The 22,687-nt window shown below is 48.7% G+C and carries 9 protein-coding genes; all 9 read left to right on the forward strand.

Going from position 1 to position 22,687, the window contains the following annotated elements; translation table 11 throughout:
• Nucleotides 1-38 precede the first annotated feature (38 nt).
• Entirely contained in the window at nucleotides 39-1,898 is a 1,860-nt protein-coding gene (locus L6466_RS02985; RefSeq protein WP_237802133.1) for a polysaccharide lyase family protein, read from the forward strand.
• A gap of 4 nt (nucleotides 1,899-1,902) precedes the next feature.
• Nucleotides 1,903-4,170: a glycosyl hydrolase 115 family protein gene (locus tag L6466_RS02990; RefSeq protein WP_237802132.1), complete on the forward strand. Its 2,268-nt coding sequence runs from the start codon at nucleotides 1,903-1,905 to the stop codon at nucleotides 4,168-4,170.
• 10 nt (nucleotides 4,171-4,180) lie between these two features.
• Nucleotides 4,181-4,996 carry an SGNH/GDSL hydrolase family protein gene (locus L6466_RS02995; protein WP_237793395.1) on the forward strand — a complete coding sequence of 272 codons (816 nt, stop codon included), beginning with the start codon at nucleotides 4,181-4,183 and terminating at the stop codon, nucleotides 4,994-4,996.
• 240 nt (nucleotides 4,997-5,236) lie between these two features.
• A complete protein-coding gene (locus L6466_RS03000) occupies nucleotides 5,237-6,685 on the forward strand; it encodes a rhamnogalacturonidase (RefSeq protein WP_237802131.1) in 1,449 nt (482 codons plus the stop codon).
• A gap of 34 nt (nucleotides 6,686-6,719) precedes the next feature.
• Complete coding sequence (locus L6466_RS03005) at nucleotides 6,720-11,300, forward strand: rhamnogalacturonan lyase family protein (protein WP_237802130.1); 4,581 nt, start codon at nucleotides 6,720-6,722, stop codon at nucleotides 11,298-11,300.
• 136 nt (nucleotides 11,301-11,436) lie between these two features.
• The gene (locus L6466_RS03010) at nucleotides 11,437-14,202 is read left to right on the forward strand and encodes a hypothetical protein (protein ID WP_237802129.1); all 2,766 of its coding nucleotides are present in this window, start codon (nucleotides 11,437-11,439) and stop codon (nucleotides 14,200-14,202) included.
• A gap of 282 nt (nucleotides 14,203-14,484) precedes the next feature.
• Entirely contained in the window at nucleotides 14,485-17,364 is a 2,880-nt protein-coding gene (locus tag L6466_RS03015) for a fasciclin domain-containing protein (RefSeq protein ID WP_237813069.1), read from the forward strand.
• A gap of 33 nt (nucleotides 17,365-17,397) precedes the next feature.
• Nucleotides 17,398-20,850 (forward strand): SusC/RagA family TonB-linked outer membrane protein, encoded by a 3,453-nt coding sequence (locus L6466_RS03020; protein ID WP_237793390.1) that lies wholly within the window; start codon nucleotides 17,398-17,400, stop codon nucleotides 20,848-20,850.
• Nucleotides 20,851-20,885: 35 nt separating this feature from the next.
• Nucleotides 20,886-22,637 (forward strand): RagB/SusD family nutrient uptake outer membrane protein, encoded by a 1,752-nt coding sequence (locus L6466_RS03025; RefSeq protein WP_237802127.1) that lies wholly within the window; start codon nucleotides 20,886-20,888, stop codon nucleotides 22,635-22,637.
• Nucleotides 22,638-22,687 lie beyond the last annotated feature (50 nt).

Raw genomic sequence — 22,687 nt, forward strand, 5'->3', positions numbered from 1 at the left:
GAATACCCCGCGAAATTCGTGGCTTTTTATTAAAACTTATGACCAAACTACTACTATCATTATCTGTTTTTCTTTTTTCGTTGGGTGCTATGGCAGCCGATGGTGATGTGACGATGACAGTCAGCGGCATGACAACCAAGATGTCTGACGGCACTTGGAGTATTACCATTAACAGCAACGGACGTGTCAGTTCCCTGCAGCGCAAGGGAACGGAGTTCCTGTCGAGCAATGGCATCTATTTCGACTATACCACATCCGAAGGCAACAAAGGTCTCAGTCCCTCGAAGGTGACTGTTATCAAGAATACTGCTGAACATTGTGAGGTGCTCTATAGCGCTACCTCCGGCAACACCATTTTTGAACAGGGATTTATCATGCGTAAAGGTGTGCCCGGCCTTTATTCGTATGTCATTGCTACGGGTACTGCAACTTCTGCTAACGAGCCAATCAAGGAGGCACGTGTCTGTGCCCGCCTGAGCGACAATATGCTCAATGGCTACGTGGACTGGCGCATGAACGGACGTATCCCCTCGAATAGCGAGATGGCTACAGCCGAAAAGGAAGAGAATACGATTCAGGATGCTACCTATTATCTGAGCGATGGTAGTGTCTATACAAAATATAACTGGGCTAACTATATTGAGCGCGATACCCTGCACGGCCTGCGTGACAATACCTACTATGGCCTCTATAATATCCCCGTGAGCTACGAATGGATTAATGGCGGATGCGAGCGTCAGGAACTCACCGTCCATGCCACCAGTAAGTCACCCATCACCATCCAGATGTTGCAGGGTGAGCACTTCGGTGGACAGGCAATGGTGCTGAACGAGGGCGAGCAGAAACTCTATGGCCCGTTCCTTATCTGCACGACCTACAGTAAGAATCCTGTGACCAGTGCCCGCAACCAGTGGGCAAAGGAGGTTGAGACCTGGCCCTACCAGTGGTTTGAGAACGACCTCTATCCCCGTGAGCGCGGCACGGTGCGTGGTCATCTGAATGTTACCACGGGCCAGCGCAACGACAGCGTGCGTATTATCCTGGCTCAGGAGAAGGGAAAAGATCCCCTGACAATGATGCACGGCTATCAGTTCTGGACACTGACCGACGAGCATGGCGACTTTGAACTGAAGCATGTACGTCCTGGTGACTATAACCTCTTTGCCTATGCAAAGGCTGGCGAGGTGACCGATATGCTGGAGCAGGATGATATCACCGTCAGCGCAGGCGACAATGACCTGGGCACTATCTCGTGGACACCCAAGAAATATAGTGAGATGCTGTGGATGATTGGTCAGAACGACCGTCGTAGCAGTGAGTTCTGTCTCAGTGATGCTCCTCGTCAGTATGGCCTTTGGGAACAGGTGCCTCAGACGCTGACCTATACCATAGGCGAGAGCAAGGAGAATACCGATTGGTATTATGCCCAGACCAAAGACGGCACATGGACGGTGAAGTTCAATGTGGAAGAGCGTCCCTCCGGGCGTGCTTACCTCACGGCTTCTATCGCAGGATGTGCCAGCGAGAAAGCTACCGTTGCCGTGAAACTCAATGGCACGGTGAAGGCCACTTGGAAGCCTGGCTATAAGGATGCCTCAGTCTATCGCAGTGCCGTGAACAGCGGCCGCCATTATCTCTATACCGTTGACTTCCCCTGCACCGATCTGAAGGTTGGTACTAACCTCATCACCTTCCAGACCAGCAATACTGGTGGCAAGAATGGTATCCTCTATGACTGCATCAAACTGGAGGCTGGCAGTCTTGTTACCTCTGGCGTGGAAGCCATCCGTGAGTCTGTGGCTGGCAGCAGCACCCCCTTTAAGCATATCGTCAACGGGCGTCTTGTGATAGAGCAGGCAGGTCACCGTTATTCACTGACAGGAACAATACTTCAATAGTAAGATGAGACACAGACTACTGATACTCCTTTTTCTTGGTGTATGCCTTTCTTCGATGGCCTCCAATGTGGTGTGGTTCGACGGACAGAATCCTGTCAGTTACCAACTGGCAGGCAGGGTGGACCCTGTTGTGAAGCAAGCCCTACGGATGTTTTGTGATGATATGCAACTGGTGACAGGCATGAAACCTGTTGCGTCTCGTGAGGCCGCCATCCGTATCATTCAGGGCAAGGGCAGTGATGATGGCTTCCGCCTGAGTGTGCAGAAAGGTCAACTCGTTGTCGAGGGACATAATGCCCGTGGCACGGCCTATGGGCTGTTGGAGCTATCGCGTATGGCTGGTGTCTCTCCTTGGGTGTGGTGGGGTGATGTGCGTCCCTATTCCCGATCTACTCCAATCTCTGTGGCCGACACCTTCTGTATAGAGCATACACCTTCTGTGGCTTATCGAGGCATCTTCATTAATGATGAGGACTGGAGCCTGCGTCAGTGGTCCAAGGATAAGATGGGACCGCAGACCTATCGTCGGCTCTTTGAACTGATGTTGCGTCTGCGTGCCAATACCCTTTGGCCTGCTATGCACGAGGGTACGCCAGGCTTCTTTACCGTACCTGGTAATCGTGAGATGGCAGACTCGTTTGGTATTGTTGTAGGTTCTTCCCATTGCGAACCTTTGCTCAGAAACAATGTGGCAGAGTGGAACCGTGATACCCGTGGACCGTATAACTATATCACCAATCGCCAGCAGGTACAACGGTATTGGATAGAACGCCTGAAGGAGGTGAAAGGTTCAGAGAAACTCTTCACCATTGGCATGCGTGGCATCCACGATGGGGCGATGGAAGGTGTGAAGACCAAACAGGAACAGCTTGCAGCACTTCAACAGGTGATAGACGATCAGCGCCAACTTATCCGGCAATACTACAGTAAGAATGTGGAGCAGGTGCCTCAGGTCTTTATTCCTTATAAGGAGGTGCTCGAGATTATGGAGAGCGGACTGCGTGTGCCCGATGATGTCACGCTGATGTGGTGCGACGATAACTATGGTTACTTGACACGCCTGCCCGATGCAGAGCAGCAGAAGCGCAGGGGTGGGGGAGGCGTCTATTATCATCTCTCTTATTGGGGACGTCCCCATGATTACTTGTGGCTGACTACCACCCAGCCCGGACTTATCTATCACGAGATGCGTACGGCCTATGACCATAACTGCCGCAAGCTTTGGATTGCCAATGTGCACGACCCGAAGGTGGCGGCGTATGATTTGGAGCTGTTTCTGGATTTGGCATGGGATATTAATAGCGCTCCACTCGAGCAGCATTTGCAGCGTTGGCTTTGTACGCAGTTTGGAGCACAGATTGGTAATGCTGTCTTTCCTGCCATGAAGGAATACTATCATCTCAATGCTATCCGTAAACCTGAGTTTATGGGCTGGACCCAGGTGGAACTCGATAAGAAGAAGTATCCAGGAGGAAAGTCGGTACCTGGTTATACGGAGTTTTCCTTGCAGGAAGGCTATGAGCGCATGGAAGCCTTTGCCCGTATTGAGGCTATCGTTGATACCTGGCGCCCGTTGGTGGATGTGGGACGTCAGGATGCCTACTTCGCCCATGTGCTCTATCCCGTTCATGCTGCTGCGGCAATGACCCGGAAGATGTTGGCTGATGAGCCCGCCAGTTTGCAAGCTTACGAGGAAATACAACAGTTGACAGAGCGCTATAATGCGATGAATGGTGGGAAGTGGCGTGGCCTGATGTCGGCAGCCCCTCGCGACCTGCCCGTTTTTGGAAAAGTTCATACCAAGTTCCCGCAGCATCCTTCCATAGGACGCCTGATAGCCCGCAATGCCTGCGACTACCAGACAGCCTCAAATGGCGTGTCTGTAGTCTCCATGCTGGGACACTCGATGAATGCCGTAGCTCTACCAAAAGATGCTGCACTTATGTACGATTTCGATAGCCCATCCGAGGGCGAGGCCGTTCTCTATACCGCGATGATACCTACCCAGCCCAGCAATCGTGGCGACCTGCGTTATCAGGTGACGATTGATGACCAGGAGCCTGTCGTCATCTCGCTGAAGACGCCTTATCGCTCGGAGCGCTGGAAACAGAGTGTCTTGCGGGGACAGTCGTTGAATAAGACACCTGTTCATCTGACCAAGGGTCCGCATACGTTGAAGATAAAAGCCCTCGATGAGCACATCATCGTTGACCAGTGGATGATAGACTTCTGTCCCAATCGACAGTTTTATGTAATTCCTGTAAATAAATAATGAATAAGATATGAAACGTTTACTGATTAGTTCTTTATTTGTCATTTGTCAACTGTCATTAGGCTTTGCCCAGCCCAGTACCATCGTGCAGCACCCTTGGCAGGGTAAGCGTGTGGCTTATTTTGGTGATTCTATTACCGACCCCAATAATAAGGCGTCGAAGAAGAAATTCTGGGGCTTGCTCTCTGACTGGCTCGGTATCGAGGCCTACGTCTATGGCGTGAGTGGACGCCAGTGGAACGATATCCCCCGTCAGACGGATAAGCTGCTCCGTGAACATGGGCAGGATGTGGATGCCATCATTGTCTTCATGGGTACCAACGACTATAATAATGGTGTGCCAGTTGGTAAGTGGTGGGACGAGCACGAGGCACAGGTAGAGTACGGACACGGACAGCCTAAGAAGATGGTGACACGCCGTCAGCGCACCCCGTCAATGGATCCCAATACCTATTGCGGACGTATCAATATCGCTATGGACTCCCTGAAGCGTACCTTCCCCACGAAGCAGATAGTGCTCTTGACGCCTATCCATCGTGCCGACTTCCATGCCAACGAGAAAAACTGGCAGTGCGACGAGTCGTATACCAACCAGTGTGGCGAGTATCTGGATGTCTATGTTGAGGCTGTGAAGCAGGCAGGCAATATCTGGGCAGTCCCCGTTATTGACTGGAATGCCCTGGGTGGACTCTTCCCCTTGATGGACCAGTACGCTTCCTATTTCAACAATGCAGACACTGATCGCCTGCATCCCAATGATAAAGGGCACGAGCGCTTGGCCCGTACCCTCTATTACCAGTTGCTTGCCCTGCCTTGCGTATTCTGATAGTCCCAGACTACGCCTGATTGTCGAGCAAATAGACCTTAGAACTCTTACAGCCCTCGCTTCTGATTCCGGAGCGAGGGTTTTCTTATCCCACGTCGTGGAAATAAGAATAATGTTGCAGATAAAACCTTTCTCTTAACGTGTTAGTTCAAAAAGTATAGGTAAAAGGCAAATTTTAGGTAGCGCTTTTCTTGCTTTAAGTCAATAAATGCACTATCTTTGCACCCAACAACTACGTCTATGAAACAACTACTGATACAACTATTCTTTCTTTTGTGCTGTGGCGCAGTTTCTGCCACAGGCGTTTACAACGTGCGTGATTTTGGTGCTAAAGGTGACGGACAGACACTGGATTCACCTGCGATTAATGCAGCCATCGAGGCTGCTGTTCGCGATGGAGGAGGGCAGGTGTTACTGCCTGCGGGCACATATCTTTGTGGTAGTATTCATCTGAAGTCCAATATCGACCTGCATCTTTCGGCTGGCTGCACCATCTTGGCAGCACCTGCAAAGATGAATGCCTACGACGCATCAGAGCCGTTCGATTTCCCAGAGTATCAGGATGGCGGACATACCTATTTCCATAATTCGCTGATCTGGGCTGAAGGCGAGAAAAACGTCAGCATCACTGGTCACGGCATGATTGACGGTAAGGGACTCACGCACAAGGATACAGAGAATAGCGGTAATATCCAGGGTGGCTCTATCGGCACAGGCGACAAAGCTATCGCTCTGAAACTATGTCGCCAGGTGACAATTCGCGACATCACCATCTATCGTGGAGGTCACTTTGGCATTATCATGACAGGATGCGACCTCTCAACCATTGATAATGTAACTATCGACACGAATCGCGACGGCTTCGATATCGACTGTTGTAAATATATGACCATTACTAACTGCCGCATCAACACACCGCGTGACGATGCACTGGTGCTCAAGTCCTCGTATGCCCTGAAGAAACCTGTGCTCTGTGAGCATATCGCTATCAGCAACTGTAATATCACAGGCTATAAATGTGGCACGTTGCTTGACGGCACCTATATCCCTGAACCTGTCAACTGGGTGTGCGGACGCTTTAAGTTGGGCACGGAGAGCAATGGCGGCTATCGCAATATCTCACTTACCAACTGCACCTTTATGTATAGTAGCGGACTGGCTTTCGAGGAGGTGGATCAGGGCAGGATGGAGAATATCGTGGTGTCGAACATCACGATGAGTCACGTACATCATTATCCTATTTATATTACTACGGGCTGTCGTAATCGTGGTCCCAAGGAGGTGACGACACCTTCTACGGCTCGCGATATCCAGATATCCAATGTCATAGCCGATGACTGCGACTCGCTTTGCAGCATCATCGTTACAGGTATGCCTGGCGTACCTGTGAAGAATGTGTGGTTGTCAAACATCCGTCTTTACTTTAAAGGCGGTGGTACAAAGGACTTGGCAGATAAGAACTATCGTGAACAAGGCACGAACTATCCTGAGCCGAAATTCGCTGGATGGACGCCTGCCTATGGACTCTATGCCCGTCATGTAGATGGGTTGTATATGAATGATGTGACTTTCCGCTATGAACGTCCTGACTATCGGCCTGCCGTGCTGCTTGATGACGTGAAGAATGACGTGATACGACATCTGGATGCGCCGACGGAAGAGGGCGTTGAACAGGTGATAAGAAAGTAAACTGAGAAAACAAACAAATCAAAAATAGAAAGATATGAAGAAGGTGTTATTGGGACTTTTTATGGCTGTGGTAGCTGTGAATGCTCATGCACAGCGCATTGCCGATAATCTGTCACGTGGCCTTGTGGCTATTCCTCAGGGTGACAAGACAGGCCAGGATGATCGCTATGGCGTGTCTGGAACTGGTATTTTCGTCAGTTGGCGTATCCTGCCTACTGAATACTACGACACGAAATATAATCTGTATCGTGGCACAGAGAAGATTGCCAGCAACCTGACGGTATCAAACTATCAGGACAATAGTGGTACGAAGACATCCGTCTATAAGGTGGTGCCTGTGATTAGGGGAACGGAACGTACTGACCTGGCTGCTTCATGCACGCCTTGGGATCACCAGTATTGGGAAATTCCTGTGGCGGCGGTGACTAATCGTAATGGCGATGATGTGACTTCTGGCTATACGCTGAACGACTGTTCGGTGGCCGATGTCGATGGCGACGGACAGATGGAGTTCGTGGTGAAGCGTCGTAACGACTCTGGTAATCTGCGTGAGTCAACCAACAAGACCGACTTCAACCGTCATGAGTGCTATAAGATGGACGGCACGTTGCTCTGGTCCATAGATATGGGACCCAACCTGATGGCAGGACCTGATGAGCAGTTTGACCTGATTCTCTATGACTGGGATCAGGACGGCAAGGCCGAGGCCCTGATGCGTGGTGCCGATAATATGATTATCCATACGGCTACGAAGGGTGATATCCAGATTGGCAACATGAACTATTATGCGCCACGTGATGAATATACCAAGGCTGGTGCAGAATACCTATTATATATGGATGGTGCTACGGGTGTGCCCTATGCTTGGGATGGTAATGCCAACTGGACGCCTGAGGCCTATCCACTACCTCGTTTTGAGAGTGGCGAGAGCGACTATGCTGCGGTTTGGGGTGCTAACGATACAGGCCACCGTGCAACCAAGCATTACTTTGGTGCACCTTATCTGGATGGTCGTAATGCCAGTATCTTCTTGGGACGTGGCTGTTATACGCGCCATAAGTTCTGTGCCCTTGATGTGAACAAGGAGACCCACGAGTTGACGCAGCGTTGGCGCTGGAATTGCTACGACGGCAATTCTCCTTGGTTTGGTAATGGTTTCCATAACTTCGCCATTGCTGATGTGGATATGGATGGACGCGATGAGATAGTATTCGGCTCCATGATGATCGACGATACGGGCTATGGACTCTCTACCACGGGCTTTGGTCATGGTGATGCTCAGCATTGCGGTGATTTGGATCCCTATCGTTGGGGATTGGAACAGTTTGTCTGTTTGGAGGGTTCTACGGTGCCAGGCATTGCCTATACCGATGCCACTACGTCAACCTTGCGCTATACCACAGGTGGCGGCAGTGACAATGGTCGTTGTATGGCAGGCAATTTCTATCATAATATTCCTGGTGCTATAGGTGTCTCTGGTGGGGCTGGCATCAGTCTCGTAGCTGATAAGGCTTCTAATCACACAGGCTTCTCTGATGATCACGTCAATATGCGTGTCTATTGGGATGGCGATTTGCTCGACGAGTTCATGGATTCACCAGGTACAGAGAAATCACCATGTGTCTATAAGGCACCTGGTCAGAATGAGGTAGGGACAAACCGCAGTTATGCCAACAGCCGTTGTTGGATGGGACAGGGTAACCTGAACAACTCTTCAAAGAACAATCCCTGTTTCTTGGGCGATATCCTTGGTGACTGGCGTGAGGAGATTGTTACCCGCACCAGCGATAAACTGATCATTCAGACTACGAGTTATCCTTCCCCTTGGGGTATCACCACTTTGTGGGCCGACCATGAATATCGTAATGCCATGGCGTGGCAGTCGGTAGGCTATAACCAGCCGCCTCACCCCAGTTTCTTCCTTGGTGAGATGGAGGGTATCACCAAAGAGCCTCCTGCTGTAGTGATGGAAGGACGTACGGAGGTATCGGGAACCATCCAGACTACGGATGATCATCTGCTGATTTCGGGTTATGAGAACAAGTCTATCGCTGTAGCCGATGGTGCTTCACCTTATATATTAACGGTGAATGCACCCGCTTGGGTGAAGGGTAGTGGCGCACAGCAGGCTGTGGCAAGTACCCCTAAGCAACCTGCCCAGACTGTTGAGACCTATACCACAACGCTTACTGGTGGTGCCTTTAGTGGTGCTACGCGTATTATTAAACAAGGTGAAGGCATTCTCGTGTTGCCTAATGTCACAGAGAAGCATACTGGCGAGACGAATGTATGGCAGGGAACATTAATGTTTGATGGTAAGATGGAGTCAAGTCCTGTGTGGCTGAATCGTCATACCACGCTGATTAGTAATGGCGGACAGTTTATGGGAGGCTTGAAGGCTGACTATAACGCTACCATTTATCCTGGCGGAAAGGATAATGTGGGGGCTATTACTGCCTCTACGTTGGAACTGGGCTTTGGTTCACGCATCGTCATTGACGGTAGCAACGGACAGCTGGATAAAATCAATGCCAATACGCTGACCGTCGAAGCCAAAACGGATGACGTCTGGAAAGAGTTCGGTCCACGCTATAAGACGCCTGTGATTCAGCTTAACTATGCAGGCACACTGGAAGCTGGCACTTACGAGTTGGGTTCTATCGGTAGTGTTAATGGTGATGTGTCTGATCTGCTCATTGAGGGCGTAGACAATAGTCTCAAGGCTTCTCTGGCTTATCAGGATGGTAAACTGCTGCTTGTTGTTGAGGGCATGCGAGAGGCTGGACAGGTAACATGGAATGGAATCAGTGATAACAGCATCTGGCAACAGGCTGTCAGCGAGAACTTCCTTTATGACGGACGGGCCAGTTATATGGCTTCAGGTGATGATGTGGTGTTCGATGATAACGCAGCTTCTACCAATGTCGTTATCAGTGGTGCCGTCAGTCCTAAGTCGGTGACTTTCAACAACGAGACAAAGCACTATACGCTTTCTGGTGATAGTATCGTAGGAATGGGATCCATCATCAAGAATGGTAATGGGAATGTCATTTTCAATAACTGGAATCATATCGGCTCTACAGTTGTCAATGGTGGTAAGCTGACGGTGGCTATGCTGGCTAATAATGCTGGTCAGGATTGGGGTTCACTGGGTAGTGCATCTTCACCAATCACACTGAATGATGGTACCACGTTGGTAACCAATGGTACAATCATCACAGACCAGACGCTGAATGTCAGTGGTGAAACAACGATAGAGGTGCCCAATGGCAAGAGTGTTATCTTCAACAAGGCCATCAAGGGCAGTGGTGCAATAGTCAATAAGACTGGTGCTGGTTCGCTGGAGTTGGGTACGGTGACGAATACCTTTGCCAAATTGGTTGTCAAGGCAGGAACTGTAACCAGCAATTACAATTCGTCATACACTGAGACACTGCCAAAAACTGTAGAGTTCCAGGGTGGCACAATATGGGGTGCAAACAACGAGAGTACCAATGTCAACAACTCCACAAATTTTGTCGTACCACAAGGTAAGACGGGTTCTTTCTACAGCGGATTCCGTTCTACCTATACCGGCACACTCACAGGTGCTGGTACGTTCAATGTCTATACAGGTGGCGTGCGAGCCTACTTCAATGGTAACTGGAGTGCTTTCGAGGGTACTATTAATATAGGTAAGAACAACCGTCAGAACAAGAAAAGCTATGATCCAGAGTTTCTGTTGGGTAATACCAACGGTATGCCAAAGGCTGTGGTTAATGTGAATGCCAATGCTCGCCTGCAGAATCAGGGCAAGAGCATCCGCGTGAAGAAGTTTGGTGGTACGGGTGCCTTGGTTGGTACGGGCACATGGATTGTGGACTGTGATGAGAACTTTACACTGACTACTGAGGTGGGTATCACCTCGGAACGTACTGATGACTATGGCAATACGATAGCTGTGAGCGCATCGCCTCTGACTAAACGTGGTACGGGTAAGATGACGATGACGGAAGGTAAGATGAATGGTGTGCTCACTATTGAGAATGGTACGGTGGCAGCTTATAAGTATAAGCCAGCCTCGTTGCTGAATGGTTCAAACAACACCATCGTGAAAGGCAGTGGACGTCTTGCTGGACAGATGCTGCTCAACAACCTGAGTGTGCAGAGTGGGGGAGAAGTGATTCCTTGCGCTTCGGCAGTCAATGAAACCTCACCTGGTACTATTACTTGTAATAATACCATTACTGTTAACGATGGTGCCGTAGTCAACTTCCTGGTGAATGCGTCGAAAAACTCTACGCTTACCACGAAGAACCTCACCATAAACGGAACAATTAAGGTGACATTTACTGCCAGTCGTGAACTGAATGTGGGTGATGAATTAAAGCTATGGACAGTCAGTGGCACGTTCAGTGGTACGCCTAAGTTCGAATTGCCAGAAACCTATACATGGGATACCAGTCGTATCAGCGAAGGCATCATCAGCGTAACGGCAATTAGTACAGGCATTCGTTCCTCTTTTATCGATGCTGATTCAAAGAATGTTTACGACCTGCAGGGGCGCAAGATAAATGGTCAGCAAACTAAGGCAGGAATCTACATTCGTGGTGGTAAAAAGGTCATTATTAGGTAGTAGAGTACAAAAAGTATAGGAAAAAGTCAAATTTTAGGTAGTGGTTTTCTTGCGGTAAGTCAAGAAAAGCACTATCTTTGCAGCCGAAAACTACGAATATTATTCATATTTTAAATATCAACTAAAAACAAAACTTATGAAAAAACGTTTACTTTTGGCCTTTATGGCAATGAGTGCAGCCGTTTCAGGTTACGCACTTGAGCAGGGTGAGTTCGTCTATACCCCTCAAGGACGTTTCCAGATTACGGGTGCTAATGTGAATGCCAACAACGCATTCCAGGATTTGTCCGGTTGGACTGTAGTTTCAGCTTCTAATGAGAAGACTTTGACCGACAACTTCAATATTAATGCCAATGGCTATGCAGAGGGTATTAATTCTGTGGCAAGTCTCGATGCAACTGCAGGTGAAGGTATGTACTTCAAGTTTGAACCTTCTGACGCTGGTGCAACTTATGTTGTTAGCTATAAGATGAAGGGAGCTGTAGCCGTTTCTATTCGTAAAATTACTACCGAGGTTTCTACAAACTTGGTTAAGGTAGAGGGAAACAGTGACAATACCTTTGGTGGTACCAATGATGTACTTGTAGCCAATACTGCAGAGGAATTGACTGAGGATTGGCAGACTTTCAACTATGCTATCGTGGGTGATGGTACTCCTCGTACCTATTTTATTTCATTCACTGGCATGGCTACCAATATTGAGATTGCCGACGTTCAGATTGCTCCTGCTATGCAGTTTGCTGACCTGCGTAAGCGTGATGCTATGCTCGAAAAACTGAATGCTTATAAGAATTGCTACAACTGGGATTCAGCTCTCCTTGCCGATCTGGGTTATGATGAGGCTATCGCAAATCTTCAGGCTGTAGGTGATGAGACTGGTCAGGCTGAGCTCGATGAGTTGCTGAGCACCTCTCAGGAAATCGTTTCTGATTTTGTCAAGGCCAATATGGATGACTATCTGGCAGGTAATACCGCCAACTATTTTGGTATCAAGGAATCTTCTGGTAACCTGCAGAAACAGAATAATATTGGTGATTGGACTGTCTTCCCCGGAGGCCGTGGCTTCTGGAGCAATGGTGCTTATCCTGATATGGGTCACTACCAGCAGAGCAGTAAGTGGTGTGGCGGTAGCCCCGATAATCCTATGGGTGTTTCTCTGCAAAAGTCTCTGTCTGCTGGTTCTTATGTATTTGCTATTGAAGGCAATGCTGCTACTCGTGAGCCAAAGAAGCAGTGCTGGACACTTGATGAGGGTACAAAAACTGCATACGGTGTGGCTTATATCGTAAAGGTTAATGGTGAAGAAGTAGATACAATTGCGTCTGTGGTGAAAGACTTGCAGCCTATTGAGTATACACCGTTCTTCGTGACAGCAAAGATTACTGAGGATGCTACATACGAATTTGGTTTCAAGGCTTATTGTAAGGAGACTCACAAGAATCTGACAAACGGTTCTGTGGTATATGTAAAGGATGCCTCTATTTGGGGTAAAAACGAGAATATCTACAATCAGGCACAGTTAGGTTATGAGGCTGATGTACGTGAGCAGATTACTACTGGTCGTGATGCTCTGACAAAAGCTGCTGAATATTTGGCAAATGCTGATTATTTCTGGGGTAAGGCTGACCTTCAGGATAGTGTAACTGTAACAGAGCCAAAGATTGCTGCTTTTGAGGCAATGAGCCAGGATGATATTATTGCGACATATGACGCAGATACATATGTAAAAGAAAATCGTACGAAGACTGCCGAGGAAGGCCTGTTGGTTTTCCGCGTTTACGACGAGGCTGTGAAAGGAATTCTTGCAGCAAACAAGAAGTTCTTGGCTATCAACGATACTCTGAACTCTTTGCAGACATCAATCGATGCTGCTGAGGCTGTGCTCGCTCTGCGTCTCTATGACGTAGCTACCGGTAAGGATGCTTTGAGAACTGCTATTGACAATGTGAAGGCTTTGCAGACTCAGATGAAGGCTGCTCAGTACAGCGAGGAGAATGCTGCTGCTATCAAGGCTGCTAATGAGGAGCTGGCTGCTGCCGTTGAACTCTTCAAGACCACTATTCCTGCAAGTGCTATCGCTACTGTTGTTGACATAGACTTCGAGCAGGCTGCTGTTCTGAATGAGGAGACTCAGAACTATAGCATTTCTGGTGCTGCTGGCGCAATGGAATTCACTCACTTCTCAACTGTTGCTCCCGAAGGTGAGGACGCTCCTTACCAGCAGGGTCACTGGGATAACGGTGAGCAAAAGTGGAAGGGCTATCTCCGCATTGGTAATGGTGATGGTACTGTAGCCTTCAACCCTGTTGCTGAGGGTAAGGAGGATATGGGTACAAGCATCCTGAAGGTTTCTTGTGACTTCTATATTCAGGGTCTTAGCGGCAGATCTGTAGGTTTCTTCTTGAAGAATGAGGCTGACTCAACGTTGGCTGCTCTCTATCGTAATTATTACCAACCCTCAGACACTGAGAATACCTTTGGTGCTGATATGAGCAAAGTATGGGCTAAGTCTGGTGGTTCTTACAACGATGCATCTCCTGCTGATGCTGAGGAGCCTACAACTACAGTTATTGAGAAGACCAACTTCGAGGTTATCATGGACTATGGCACACAGACCATGTACTGCAACATCAGCAGTCCTAACGGTTCTACAACTTCTGCACCTGTAGCATTCACAGGTATTCCTGCTAAGTTTGTGCTGTCATGCAACTATGACAACAAGTTCGCTACCCGTCGTTGCTGGTTCGACAACCTGAAGATTCAGCGTGTCCAGGCTGGTGAGGCTACTGGTATCTCAGAGGTAAACGCCGCTGCTAAGGTGAAGGCTCCTACTAAGGTGCTGAAGAACGGTCGCATCATCATCAATGGCAAGTATGCTATCAATGGTATGCTGGTGAAGTAAAAAACTTCCCCTAACATAATTCTCACGGGAATGCTTTGACGGGCATTCCCGTTTTTCTTTTTATTATTCCTTTAGGAATAGTTCCTCCTTGGCTCTGTTTTTTGCGTCTAAAACTTTGAAAAATGCTTAATTCGCAAATTTGAAAGTTAAATTGTTGTAAGTTTCAATTATTTTTTGTTATTTTGCAAACTGGTTATTGTGCCTTGATGGCACTTGAAACCTATGGCGATGTTAATACTAACAGACAAATCAACAAAATCACTATAACAAACAAACTTATTTATGAAAAAACTCTTTTTATACGCATCCCTTATGTGCTTAGGCCTAGGGTCCTGCTCAAAGGACTTCTTGGTACCTGAGGGAGAATTGCCATCATGGCTTGGCGAGAGTATCTACAAAGAGCTTCAGCAGCCCAAGGAACTGCAGGGTACGTTTAAGACGTATTGCAAACTGATTGATGATCTGGGTTATGCCGATGTGCTGAGTAGAACGGGTAGTAAGACTATCTTCCCTGCCAATGATGAGGCTTTCGCCAAATTCTTTGAAGGCGGTAACAACAAGTTTGGTGTCAGCAGCTACGAAGAGCTGACACATGCTCAAAAAGCTGAGTTGCTTTTCTCTACTATGCTCGACAATGCCATTCTGGTGGGTACACTTTCAAACAGCCAGAACAGCGCAGGCAATATGTTGCAGGGCCAGCTGGTGAAGCACGGCACCAACATGCGTCTGACTTATGCTGTGGCACCTTTCAAGGCCGAGCAGATGCCTGCAAACAACAAGTATTTTTCTCGTTTCCAGACGGCCGACCGCAATTCTATGCTTGCTGTATTCGACAATACCGTGGCTCCTATGGTGCACCTCACGGGCGAGTATATGCTGAACAACAATATGACCATCGCAGGCAACGAGAGCGACTTCGAGGTGCTTACTGGTCATGCGTATAACGAGGGTGATGCTTATATCTTCAACCACAAGGTGATCAAGGGCGACGTAGTCTGCCAAAACGGTTATATCCATCAGCTCGACGAGGTACTGGTGAATCCTGGTAACATGGCAGAGGTACTGCGTGCCGGCGATGATACGAAGTACATCTCTCGTATGCTGGACTACTACAGCTTCCCCGATGCCGACATGACGCTGACGGAGCAGTACAACAGCGAATCAAACGCAGCCACACAGGACACCGTGTTTGCTATCCGCTATCTGAGTAAGAACTCTCAGCGTGCCAAGTTGGCCCAGCCCGTACGTGGTATGACGGTAGCCGACAACCAGTTGCTCAACTTCGACCCAGGTTGGAACAACTATAACCCCACGCTGAAAGGCGGCAGCAGCGACGATAATGCAGAGATTGCTGCCTTCCTGGCTCCTGACGACAAGGCTGTAGAGGAGTATTTCCTGAAGGAGGCTGCTTATATTCTGAAAAACTTGGGTGTGCCTTCACTCGAGATTTCGGCAGCCAACCTAAATGCGCACCTCGATGCTGTTTACAATAACGACCCTTCAATCTTTGCCAGCGTGCTGAACAATGTGATGAAGCCTTATCTCACAAAGACCGTGCCCAGCACGTTCTCTACTGTTCAGAACGATGCCTTCGAGTTTCTCGATGTGACAAAGGATGATATCAACAAGAAGAGCAACGGCAACTACGACGTGACGATTGCCAACAATGGTGTCATCTACAAGATGGGTAAGCTCTTCGGACCAAAGTTGTATAACTCTGTGCTCGGTCCTGCTTCTGTATATAAGGATATGCGCACGATGGGCGAGATGCTTAACGACCACCAGACTACTGCTGGTACACCTTCTAAACTGGGTGCCGATATGTACTACTATCTGCTCTCAATGAAGGCCCGCTATGGCCTGTTTGTTCCTACAGATAATGAGACACGGTTCATTGTTATTGACCCCACCTCTGTGAAGGACGACGACGGACTGAAGGGCTTGCGCTTCCGCTTCGACCCCCAGGCCGACGGTTCTTTCCACGTGCTGGTGAAGAAATATATCTATCAGAGCGGTCCCTACAACGAACTCAGTTCGTATGTTGAGACTGCCGGTGCACAGGATATCAATATCGAGAGTGGTATCTTCAACAGTCAGATTAAGGACATGCTGGACTACTGCACCATTGTGCTTGCCGACTCTACAGAGACTGGTAAGGGTAAGGCGCAGTATGGCCTCTATGGTAATAAGTATTATAAGACCAAGCATGGCGGTGCTGTCATCGTCAGCGGCAATAAGGTGGCAGGCGGTTTGCAGCAGAAGGATGCTTCACAGTGGTCAACCATCACTGAGACCTTTGATGCCAATAGTGCTGATGCCAAGATTGAGAACGGTACTGTTTATCGTCTGAACTATCCGCTCCAGCCTACTATCACCAGCGTGATGCAGACCCTGTCGCGTTCCGAGTTCTACGACGAGGATGCCGACTATGACGCGGCTGCTCCTGAATACGACCACTTCCTGAACTTCTGTCTGCAGTTCAATAACGAAGACCTCTACACCTTCGCAGGTATCGTTAGCGACAGCGATAAGGATGCACAGAAAAAGACGAAGATGAAGGCTTACCGCGTCATCGATGACAACGATAATTGGGGTATGCTCAGTGCCTACAACTACACCGTTTATGCACCTACCTACGAGGCTATGGTGAAGGCACAGAAGGATATGGGTCTGCCCAAGTGGAAGGATGTGCTGGCTATCGTCAACGACTGGGAGAGCGTGAAAGACCAGTATGGCTTCGCTTCTCAGGAAGCTGCTGCTGCCTACGTGAAGGCTCAGTTGGATAAGATGTCACGCTTCGTGCGTTATCACACTCAGAATAGCTCGCTCTTTGCTGATCGCTATTTCAAGAATTACGATCCCAATACAGGACTCACCACGCCTGAGCCTTCGTTCTCTACCTTCTGCTCAAACGCTCTCGGTATCGCTCAGACACTGACCGTGACGGGTGGTAATGACAAACTCAACGTGAAGGATGCCTCTGGCAAGGTGGTGACTGTGAATGCCTCTTCAAACCTGGCTAACCTCATAGCACGTGATATCACGACAGTAGAGAAGACTAATGCTACGTATGGTAAGTACAAGGCTATCGAGACCTCTTCTTTTGTCACCGTTCACGGCATTGGTACACCTCTGTGCTATAACAGCAACGGGAAGTATTAATAATTGAAAATTGATAATTGAAAATTGATAATTATGTCAAAGTCAAAATTCCTATTGACAATCCTGTTTACCTTCATCGCTCAGGTGATGATGGCACAGAGTAGAGTCATATCAGGTACTGTGGAAGATGCCATGGGTCCTATTATGATGGCCAATGTGGTGGAACGCGACGGTAACAACCGTATCATCAGTGCCACGCAGACTGATATGATGGGTAATTTCTCAATGGAGATTAAGAACCCGAAGAATAAGCTCGTCGTTTCCTATGTAGGTAGTAAGACGAAGATTCTCCCTATTGGTAACCAGAAGACCTTCAAGATTAAGTTGGAGGACGATAAGACCGTGCTCGGCGAGGTAAAGGTGGTAGGACGCCGTACCAATGCTGGTGGTCTGAATATCGATAAGCGCGAAGTCTCTGTATCACAGCAGACCATGAATATGGCTGAGGTGGAAGGTATGGCCTTTACCTCTGCCGATGAGGCCCTGCAGGGTGAGATCGCCGGTCTGGATATCGTTACCAACTCTGGTAACCTGGGTGCCGGTACTTCTATGCGTCTGCGTGGTGTCTCTACGCTGAGTGGTAGTGCAGAACCTCTGATTGTTGTCGATGACAAGATCTTTGAGTACGATGCTGCTGACTTCGACCCTGAGAATATGGACGAGGAGAAGTTCTCTTCTATGTTGGCTGTCAGCGTGGACGATATTGCCAGCATCACCGTGTTGAAGGATGCTGCTGCTACGGCTATCTGGGGTTCTCAGGGTGCTAATGGTGTTATCCAGATTACCACCAAGCGTGGTGCTCGCGGTAAACCCAAAGTGACACTGGGCTATAAGTTCACTGGCACTTGGATGCCTGCCGGCTACGACCTGCTGAATGGTGACAACTACACCATGATGCTGAAGGAGGAGTTCTATAACCCCACCCAGAGTTCATCGGCTACTTCTACTATCAACGAAATCAACTACGTGCCTGCTGAGTCTTGGGCCGAGGCAAACAACTGGAACAAGAACACCGACTGGGTGAGCGCTATCAAGCAGTTTGGTGAGCAGCACGAGGCTAACTTCAATATCTCTGGTGGTGGTCAGAAAGCTACTTTCCGTATCTCTGCCAGCTACAACCATCAGACGGGTACTGTTATCAAGCAGAAGATGGACCGTCTGACCACCCGTCTGGTGTTGGACTACAACGTGTCTGACCGTATCCGCTTCTCTACCAACTTTGCGTTGACCTATACAGACAACCTGAAGAACTATACTTATGGTAGCAGTAAGAGCAGTGGCTCGCACAACAACCTGCTGGCTATGGCTCTGGCTATGGCTCCTAACGCCAGCATCTATCGCTACGACCGTTATAACAACAACACGGGCGAGTATTTCCTGATGAACCCCACCGTGACAGGTATGACACCTGACGATGGTAACTACACTTCTACACAGTTGGCCGATGTCGTGGCTATCGGTAACCCTGTGGCTTATGCTAACAGCTCTTGGCAGAAGGAACAGACCTATAGCATTGTGCCCGACTTCAACCTGAAGTACGAACTGCTTGGAACAGGCACCGGACAGCACCGTCTGACATTCGATGGTCGCGTGTACTTTGATATCTATGCCTATTCTAAGCCAACCTATATGCCTGGTAGCCTGTCAAACGGCAGTTATACGGATACCAACTATAACTACCTGACCAATACAGAGACTAACCAGTTCAAGATGGGTTCTCGTGTCACCCTGACCTATACGCCTGCATTCAAGAACGAGGATTTCTACCTGACGATGTTTGCACGCTATGAGGCTGGTACACAGAAGAATACCTATCAGTATATTGCGCAGAGCTCTATTCCCAACGGTATGGAGTCTGCTACGATTGATGCACGTCTGAACGACATGAACAACCAGCCCAGCGCTACGAAGTCGGCATGGCAGGACTTTGTCTATAATGCCCACTTCTCTTACAAGTCACGCTATAGCGTAGGCTTCTCACTGCGTGGTGATGGCAACTCTAAGTTCGGTCCAAAGAACCCCTGGTTCTATTCTCCTTCTGTCTCGCTGCGTTACAACCTCAGCGAGGAACCATTCTTCACTCCTCTGAAGAAATATGTGTCTATGTTTGGTATCCGCGGCTCATGGGGTATCACGGGTAGCTCAAGTGTCTCTGTGGACAACTACTTCAACCAGTACACCTCTCGTGCCGGACGCTATGGCACCAGCTACTTCACCACCATGAGTGGCATGAAGCTCGATGACCTGCGTCCTCAGAAGAAGATTGGTACAAACATTGGTCTTAACATCGGTTTCCTGGATGATAAGTTCGAGGTGGACCTGAACTTCTACAAGGAGAAGACCAAGGACCTGATTATGAAGGGTATACCCATTCCTACATCAGCAGCATGGAACACCTCTACAACGCTCTCTTACGGTAACGTGGGTGAGATGGAGAACAGAGGTTGGGAAATGTCTGTTTCTGCCAATAAGATTATCACGTACAAGAAGTTCTCGCTCTCTGCCAGCTTCAACATGGCTCAGAACATCAACAAGTTGCTGGAGATGGATCAGCGCGTGCTGGATAACCTGAACTCTCAGCCCAGCTACAGTAAGCGTGGTTCTGCTTCAATCCTGAACCGTGTTGTGGTGGGCGATCCTCTCTGTTCTATCTATGGATTCAACAGCAAGGGTGTGTTCCAGTATTCTTACGACTACCTGCAGAACTATAACACCAAGCAGCAGCAGTTGCAGACTCAGGCCGCAGCGCGTGGCGAGTCTTACGACTGGAACTACGAGGCATGGATCAACCAGCAGTTGGCTGAAGGCAAGACCTTCCCTGTAGCTACCGACGAAAACGGTAAGGTTATCATGACCAATACTGGTGTGCCCAAGCGTCTTACCTATTATTATGGTGATACGGAATATGAGTTCAAGGGTGGTGATGCCATCTATGAGGATGTGAACCACGATGGTAATATCAACGAACTTGATATCAAGTATCTGGGTAACTCACTGCCTAAGATGCAGGGTGGTTTCAGCCTGACACTGCAGTATGGCAACTGGAAACTTGTGTCACGTTTCAACTACCGTTGGGGCAACAAGATTATCAACACCGCACGTATGGGACTGGAGAGCATGTATGGCACTCAGAACCAGTGCTCTTCTGTGACCTACCGTTGGCGTAAGGATGGTGACGTGACACCTATCCCACGTGCCCTCTATGGTACAGGTTACAACTACCAGGTGAGCTCACGCTTCGTAGAGAGCGGTTCGTTCCTGCGTCTGAACAATTTGCAGTTGTCTTACAGCGTGCCTAAGAGTGCTATCAAGAAATTTGGTTTGAATAATCTCTCGGCCTACGTGACTATGAACAACCTCTTCTGCTGGACAAAGTATAGTGGTATTGATCCGGAAATTGGTGCCGGTACCTATTCACCAGCATCTGACGGTGCTACTACACCAAGGTCTAAGTCTATCACTGCCAGCTTGAACTTTGGTTTCTAAGAGTATTGAACATTGAAAACTGAGAAATGAAAATTATGAAAAAGATATTTTCTGTTATGCTGGCAAGTGTTGCGATGGTCTCTTGTGTTGACACAGTTATCCTGCCCGACAATAAGACTGTCGATGATGACTTCTGGCAGAAGAAGAGCGAGGTGGATGCCGTGGTGTCAACTGCCTATGCACAGTTGCGCGACGAGACTGCTATACGCAATATGATTGTTTGGGGCGACTTCCGCTCTGACGAATTGAATATGACAACCGGACTGCCTACTGGTGCTGCCTATCGTACAGCCCTGCAGCAGATTTATTCTCTCAATATCGAGACTGAGAATGCATTTACCTCTTGGTATCCTTTCTACTCGGCAATTAACTATTGTAACTTGGTGTTGGAAAAGGCTGAGAACGTGATTGCCGTTGACCCTGACTATACTCGTGGTGACTATGAGGCCAACAAGGCCCAGGCATTGGCGTTGAGAGCTTTCTGTTACTTCTATCTGACAAAGGTGTTCCACGATATCCCCGTGACACCGGGTGCTTATATGAACAGCAGTGCCGACCTCAATGCTCCTCAGGCTACGCCCGACTCTGTGCTCACAATGTGTATCCGCGATTTGGAAGAGGCTTCAAAGAATGCTATTCCTGGTAATACCTATGGCGACTGGCGCGATAAGGGCTACCTGAATAAGGATGGTATCAATGCTGTGCTGGCTGATATCTACCTGTGGCGTGCTTCTGTGAACCGCGATGCTGCCGACTATCAGAAGTGTGTGGACTATTGCGATGCCATTATCAAGGCTAAGAAGCAGGCTTACGAGGAGAGTGGACAGCGTCGTCGCTGGGGCGAGGATGATGTAGAGAAGGACTATTACCTGTCTGATTATGATGACATGTATAGCGACCTCTTCGGTCAGAATGGTCAGAATGCTGACGAGAGCATCTTTGAACTGCAGTTCCGCAATTCAAATGCTACCAACAAGGGACTGGACCAGATGTATTACCGTTACAACAATGCCAGCAGCAACAGCTATGGCTACCTGAAGGCAGCACCCCTCTACGGTACGGTGAAGTCCGACGGTTCTGGCATTTGGTTCAATAGTGTGGACCAGCGTCTCTACGAGTATCTTTACGATGCCACCAGCTCAAGTGTTGAGCAGTTTGGCGTACGTAAGTTCGTTGCTACCGTCTCTGCCGGTGTGAACAATGCTGCCGACAGTCATCGCGAGACACGTGCCAACGTGATGCAGAACTGGATTCTGTATCGTCTTACAGACGTGATGCTGATGAAGGCCGAGGCCCTTGTTCAGCTCTATGAGTTTGAGAAGCAGGCAGCACTGGCTGACAGCCGAGCAGCCGATGAGACATACAATCAGGCTGCCTTCGATATCTGTAAGTTTGTGAACGACCGTGCGCTGTCGGATGCCAACAAGTCGTCATACGCTATGAAGTATAGCACTTATAAGGATAAGATGGAGTCGTTGGTACTGGCTGAGCGTGCACGTGAACTGTGCTTTGAGGGTAAGCGTTGGTTCGACCTGATGCGTTATAACTATCGTCACATGACAACCAAGGCTGATCTGACAAAGAAACTGTCTGACAAGGACTATGCGGTGGTGCCAAATAGTTCGGAATTCTTTGAACTGGCCCTGCGCAAGTATGCTGTTCCTTCTGCTATGAAGGCAAAGATGCGTGATGAGCGCTATCTCTATATGCCTATCAATCAGGACGAGGTAGAGTTGAACAAAAACCTCCAGCAGAACCCTGTCTACAAATCAGCTGCGAAATATTAGACCCACCCCCTGCCCCTCCCTGAATGGAGGGGAGTAGGCAGACGTGTAAA

The organism is Prevotella communis (genome assembly GCF_022024175.1).
GTDB lineage: Bacteria > Bacteroidota > Bacteroidia > Bacteroidales > Bacteroidaceae > Prevotella > Prevotella communis.

What these genes read in the sequence shown, in the direction of transcription:
- L6466_RS02985 (WP_237802133.1), top strand. Translation starts at nt 39, where the DNA reads ATGACCAAACTACTACTATCATTATCTGTTTTTCTTTTTTCGTTGGGT.
- L6466_RS02990 (WP_237802132.1), top strand. Translation starts at nt 1,903, where the DNA reads ATGAGACACAGACTACTGATACTCCTTTTTCTTGGTGTATGCCTTTCT.
- L6466_RS02995 (WP_237793395.1), top strand. Translation starts at nt 4,181, where the DNA reads ATGAAACGTTTACTGATTAGTTCTTTATTTGTCATTTGTCAACTGTCA.
- L6466_RS03000 (WP_237802131.1), top strand. Translation starts at nt 5,237, where the DNA reads ATGAAACAACTACTGATACAACTATTCTTTCTTTTGTGCTGTGGCGCA.
- L6466_RS03005 (WP_237802130.1), top strand. Translation starts at nt 6,720, where the DNA reads ATGAAGAAGGTGTTATTGGGACTTTTTATGGCTGTGGTAGCTGTGAAT.
- L6466_RS03010 (WP_237802129.1), top strand. Translation starts at nt 11,437, where the DNA reads ATGAAAAAACGTTTACTTTTGGCCTTTATGGCAATGAGTGCAGCCGTT.
- L6466_RS03015 (WP_237813069.1), top strand. Translation starts at nt 14,485, where the DNA reads ATGAAAAAACTCTTTTTATACGCATCCCTTATGTGCTTAGGCCTAGGG.
- L6466_RS03020 (WP_237793390.1), top strand. Translation starts at nt 17,398, where the DNA reads ATGTCAAAGTCAAAATTCCTATTGACAATCCTGTTTACCTTCATCGCT.
- L6466_RS03025 (WP_237802127.1), top strand. Translation starts at nt 20,886, where the DNA reads ATGAAAAAGATATTTTCTGTTATGCTGGCAAGTGTTGCGATGGTCTCT.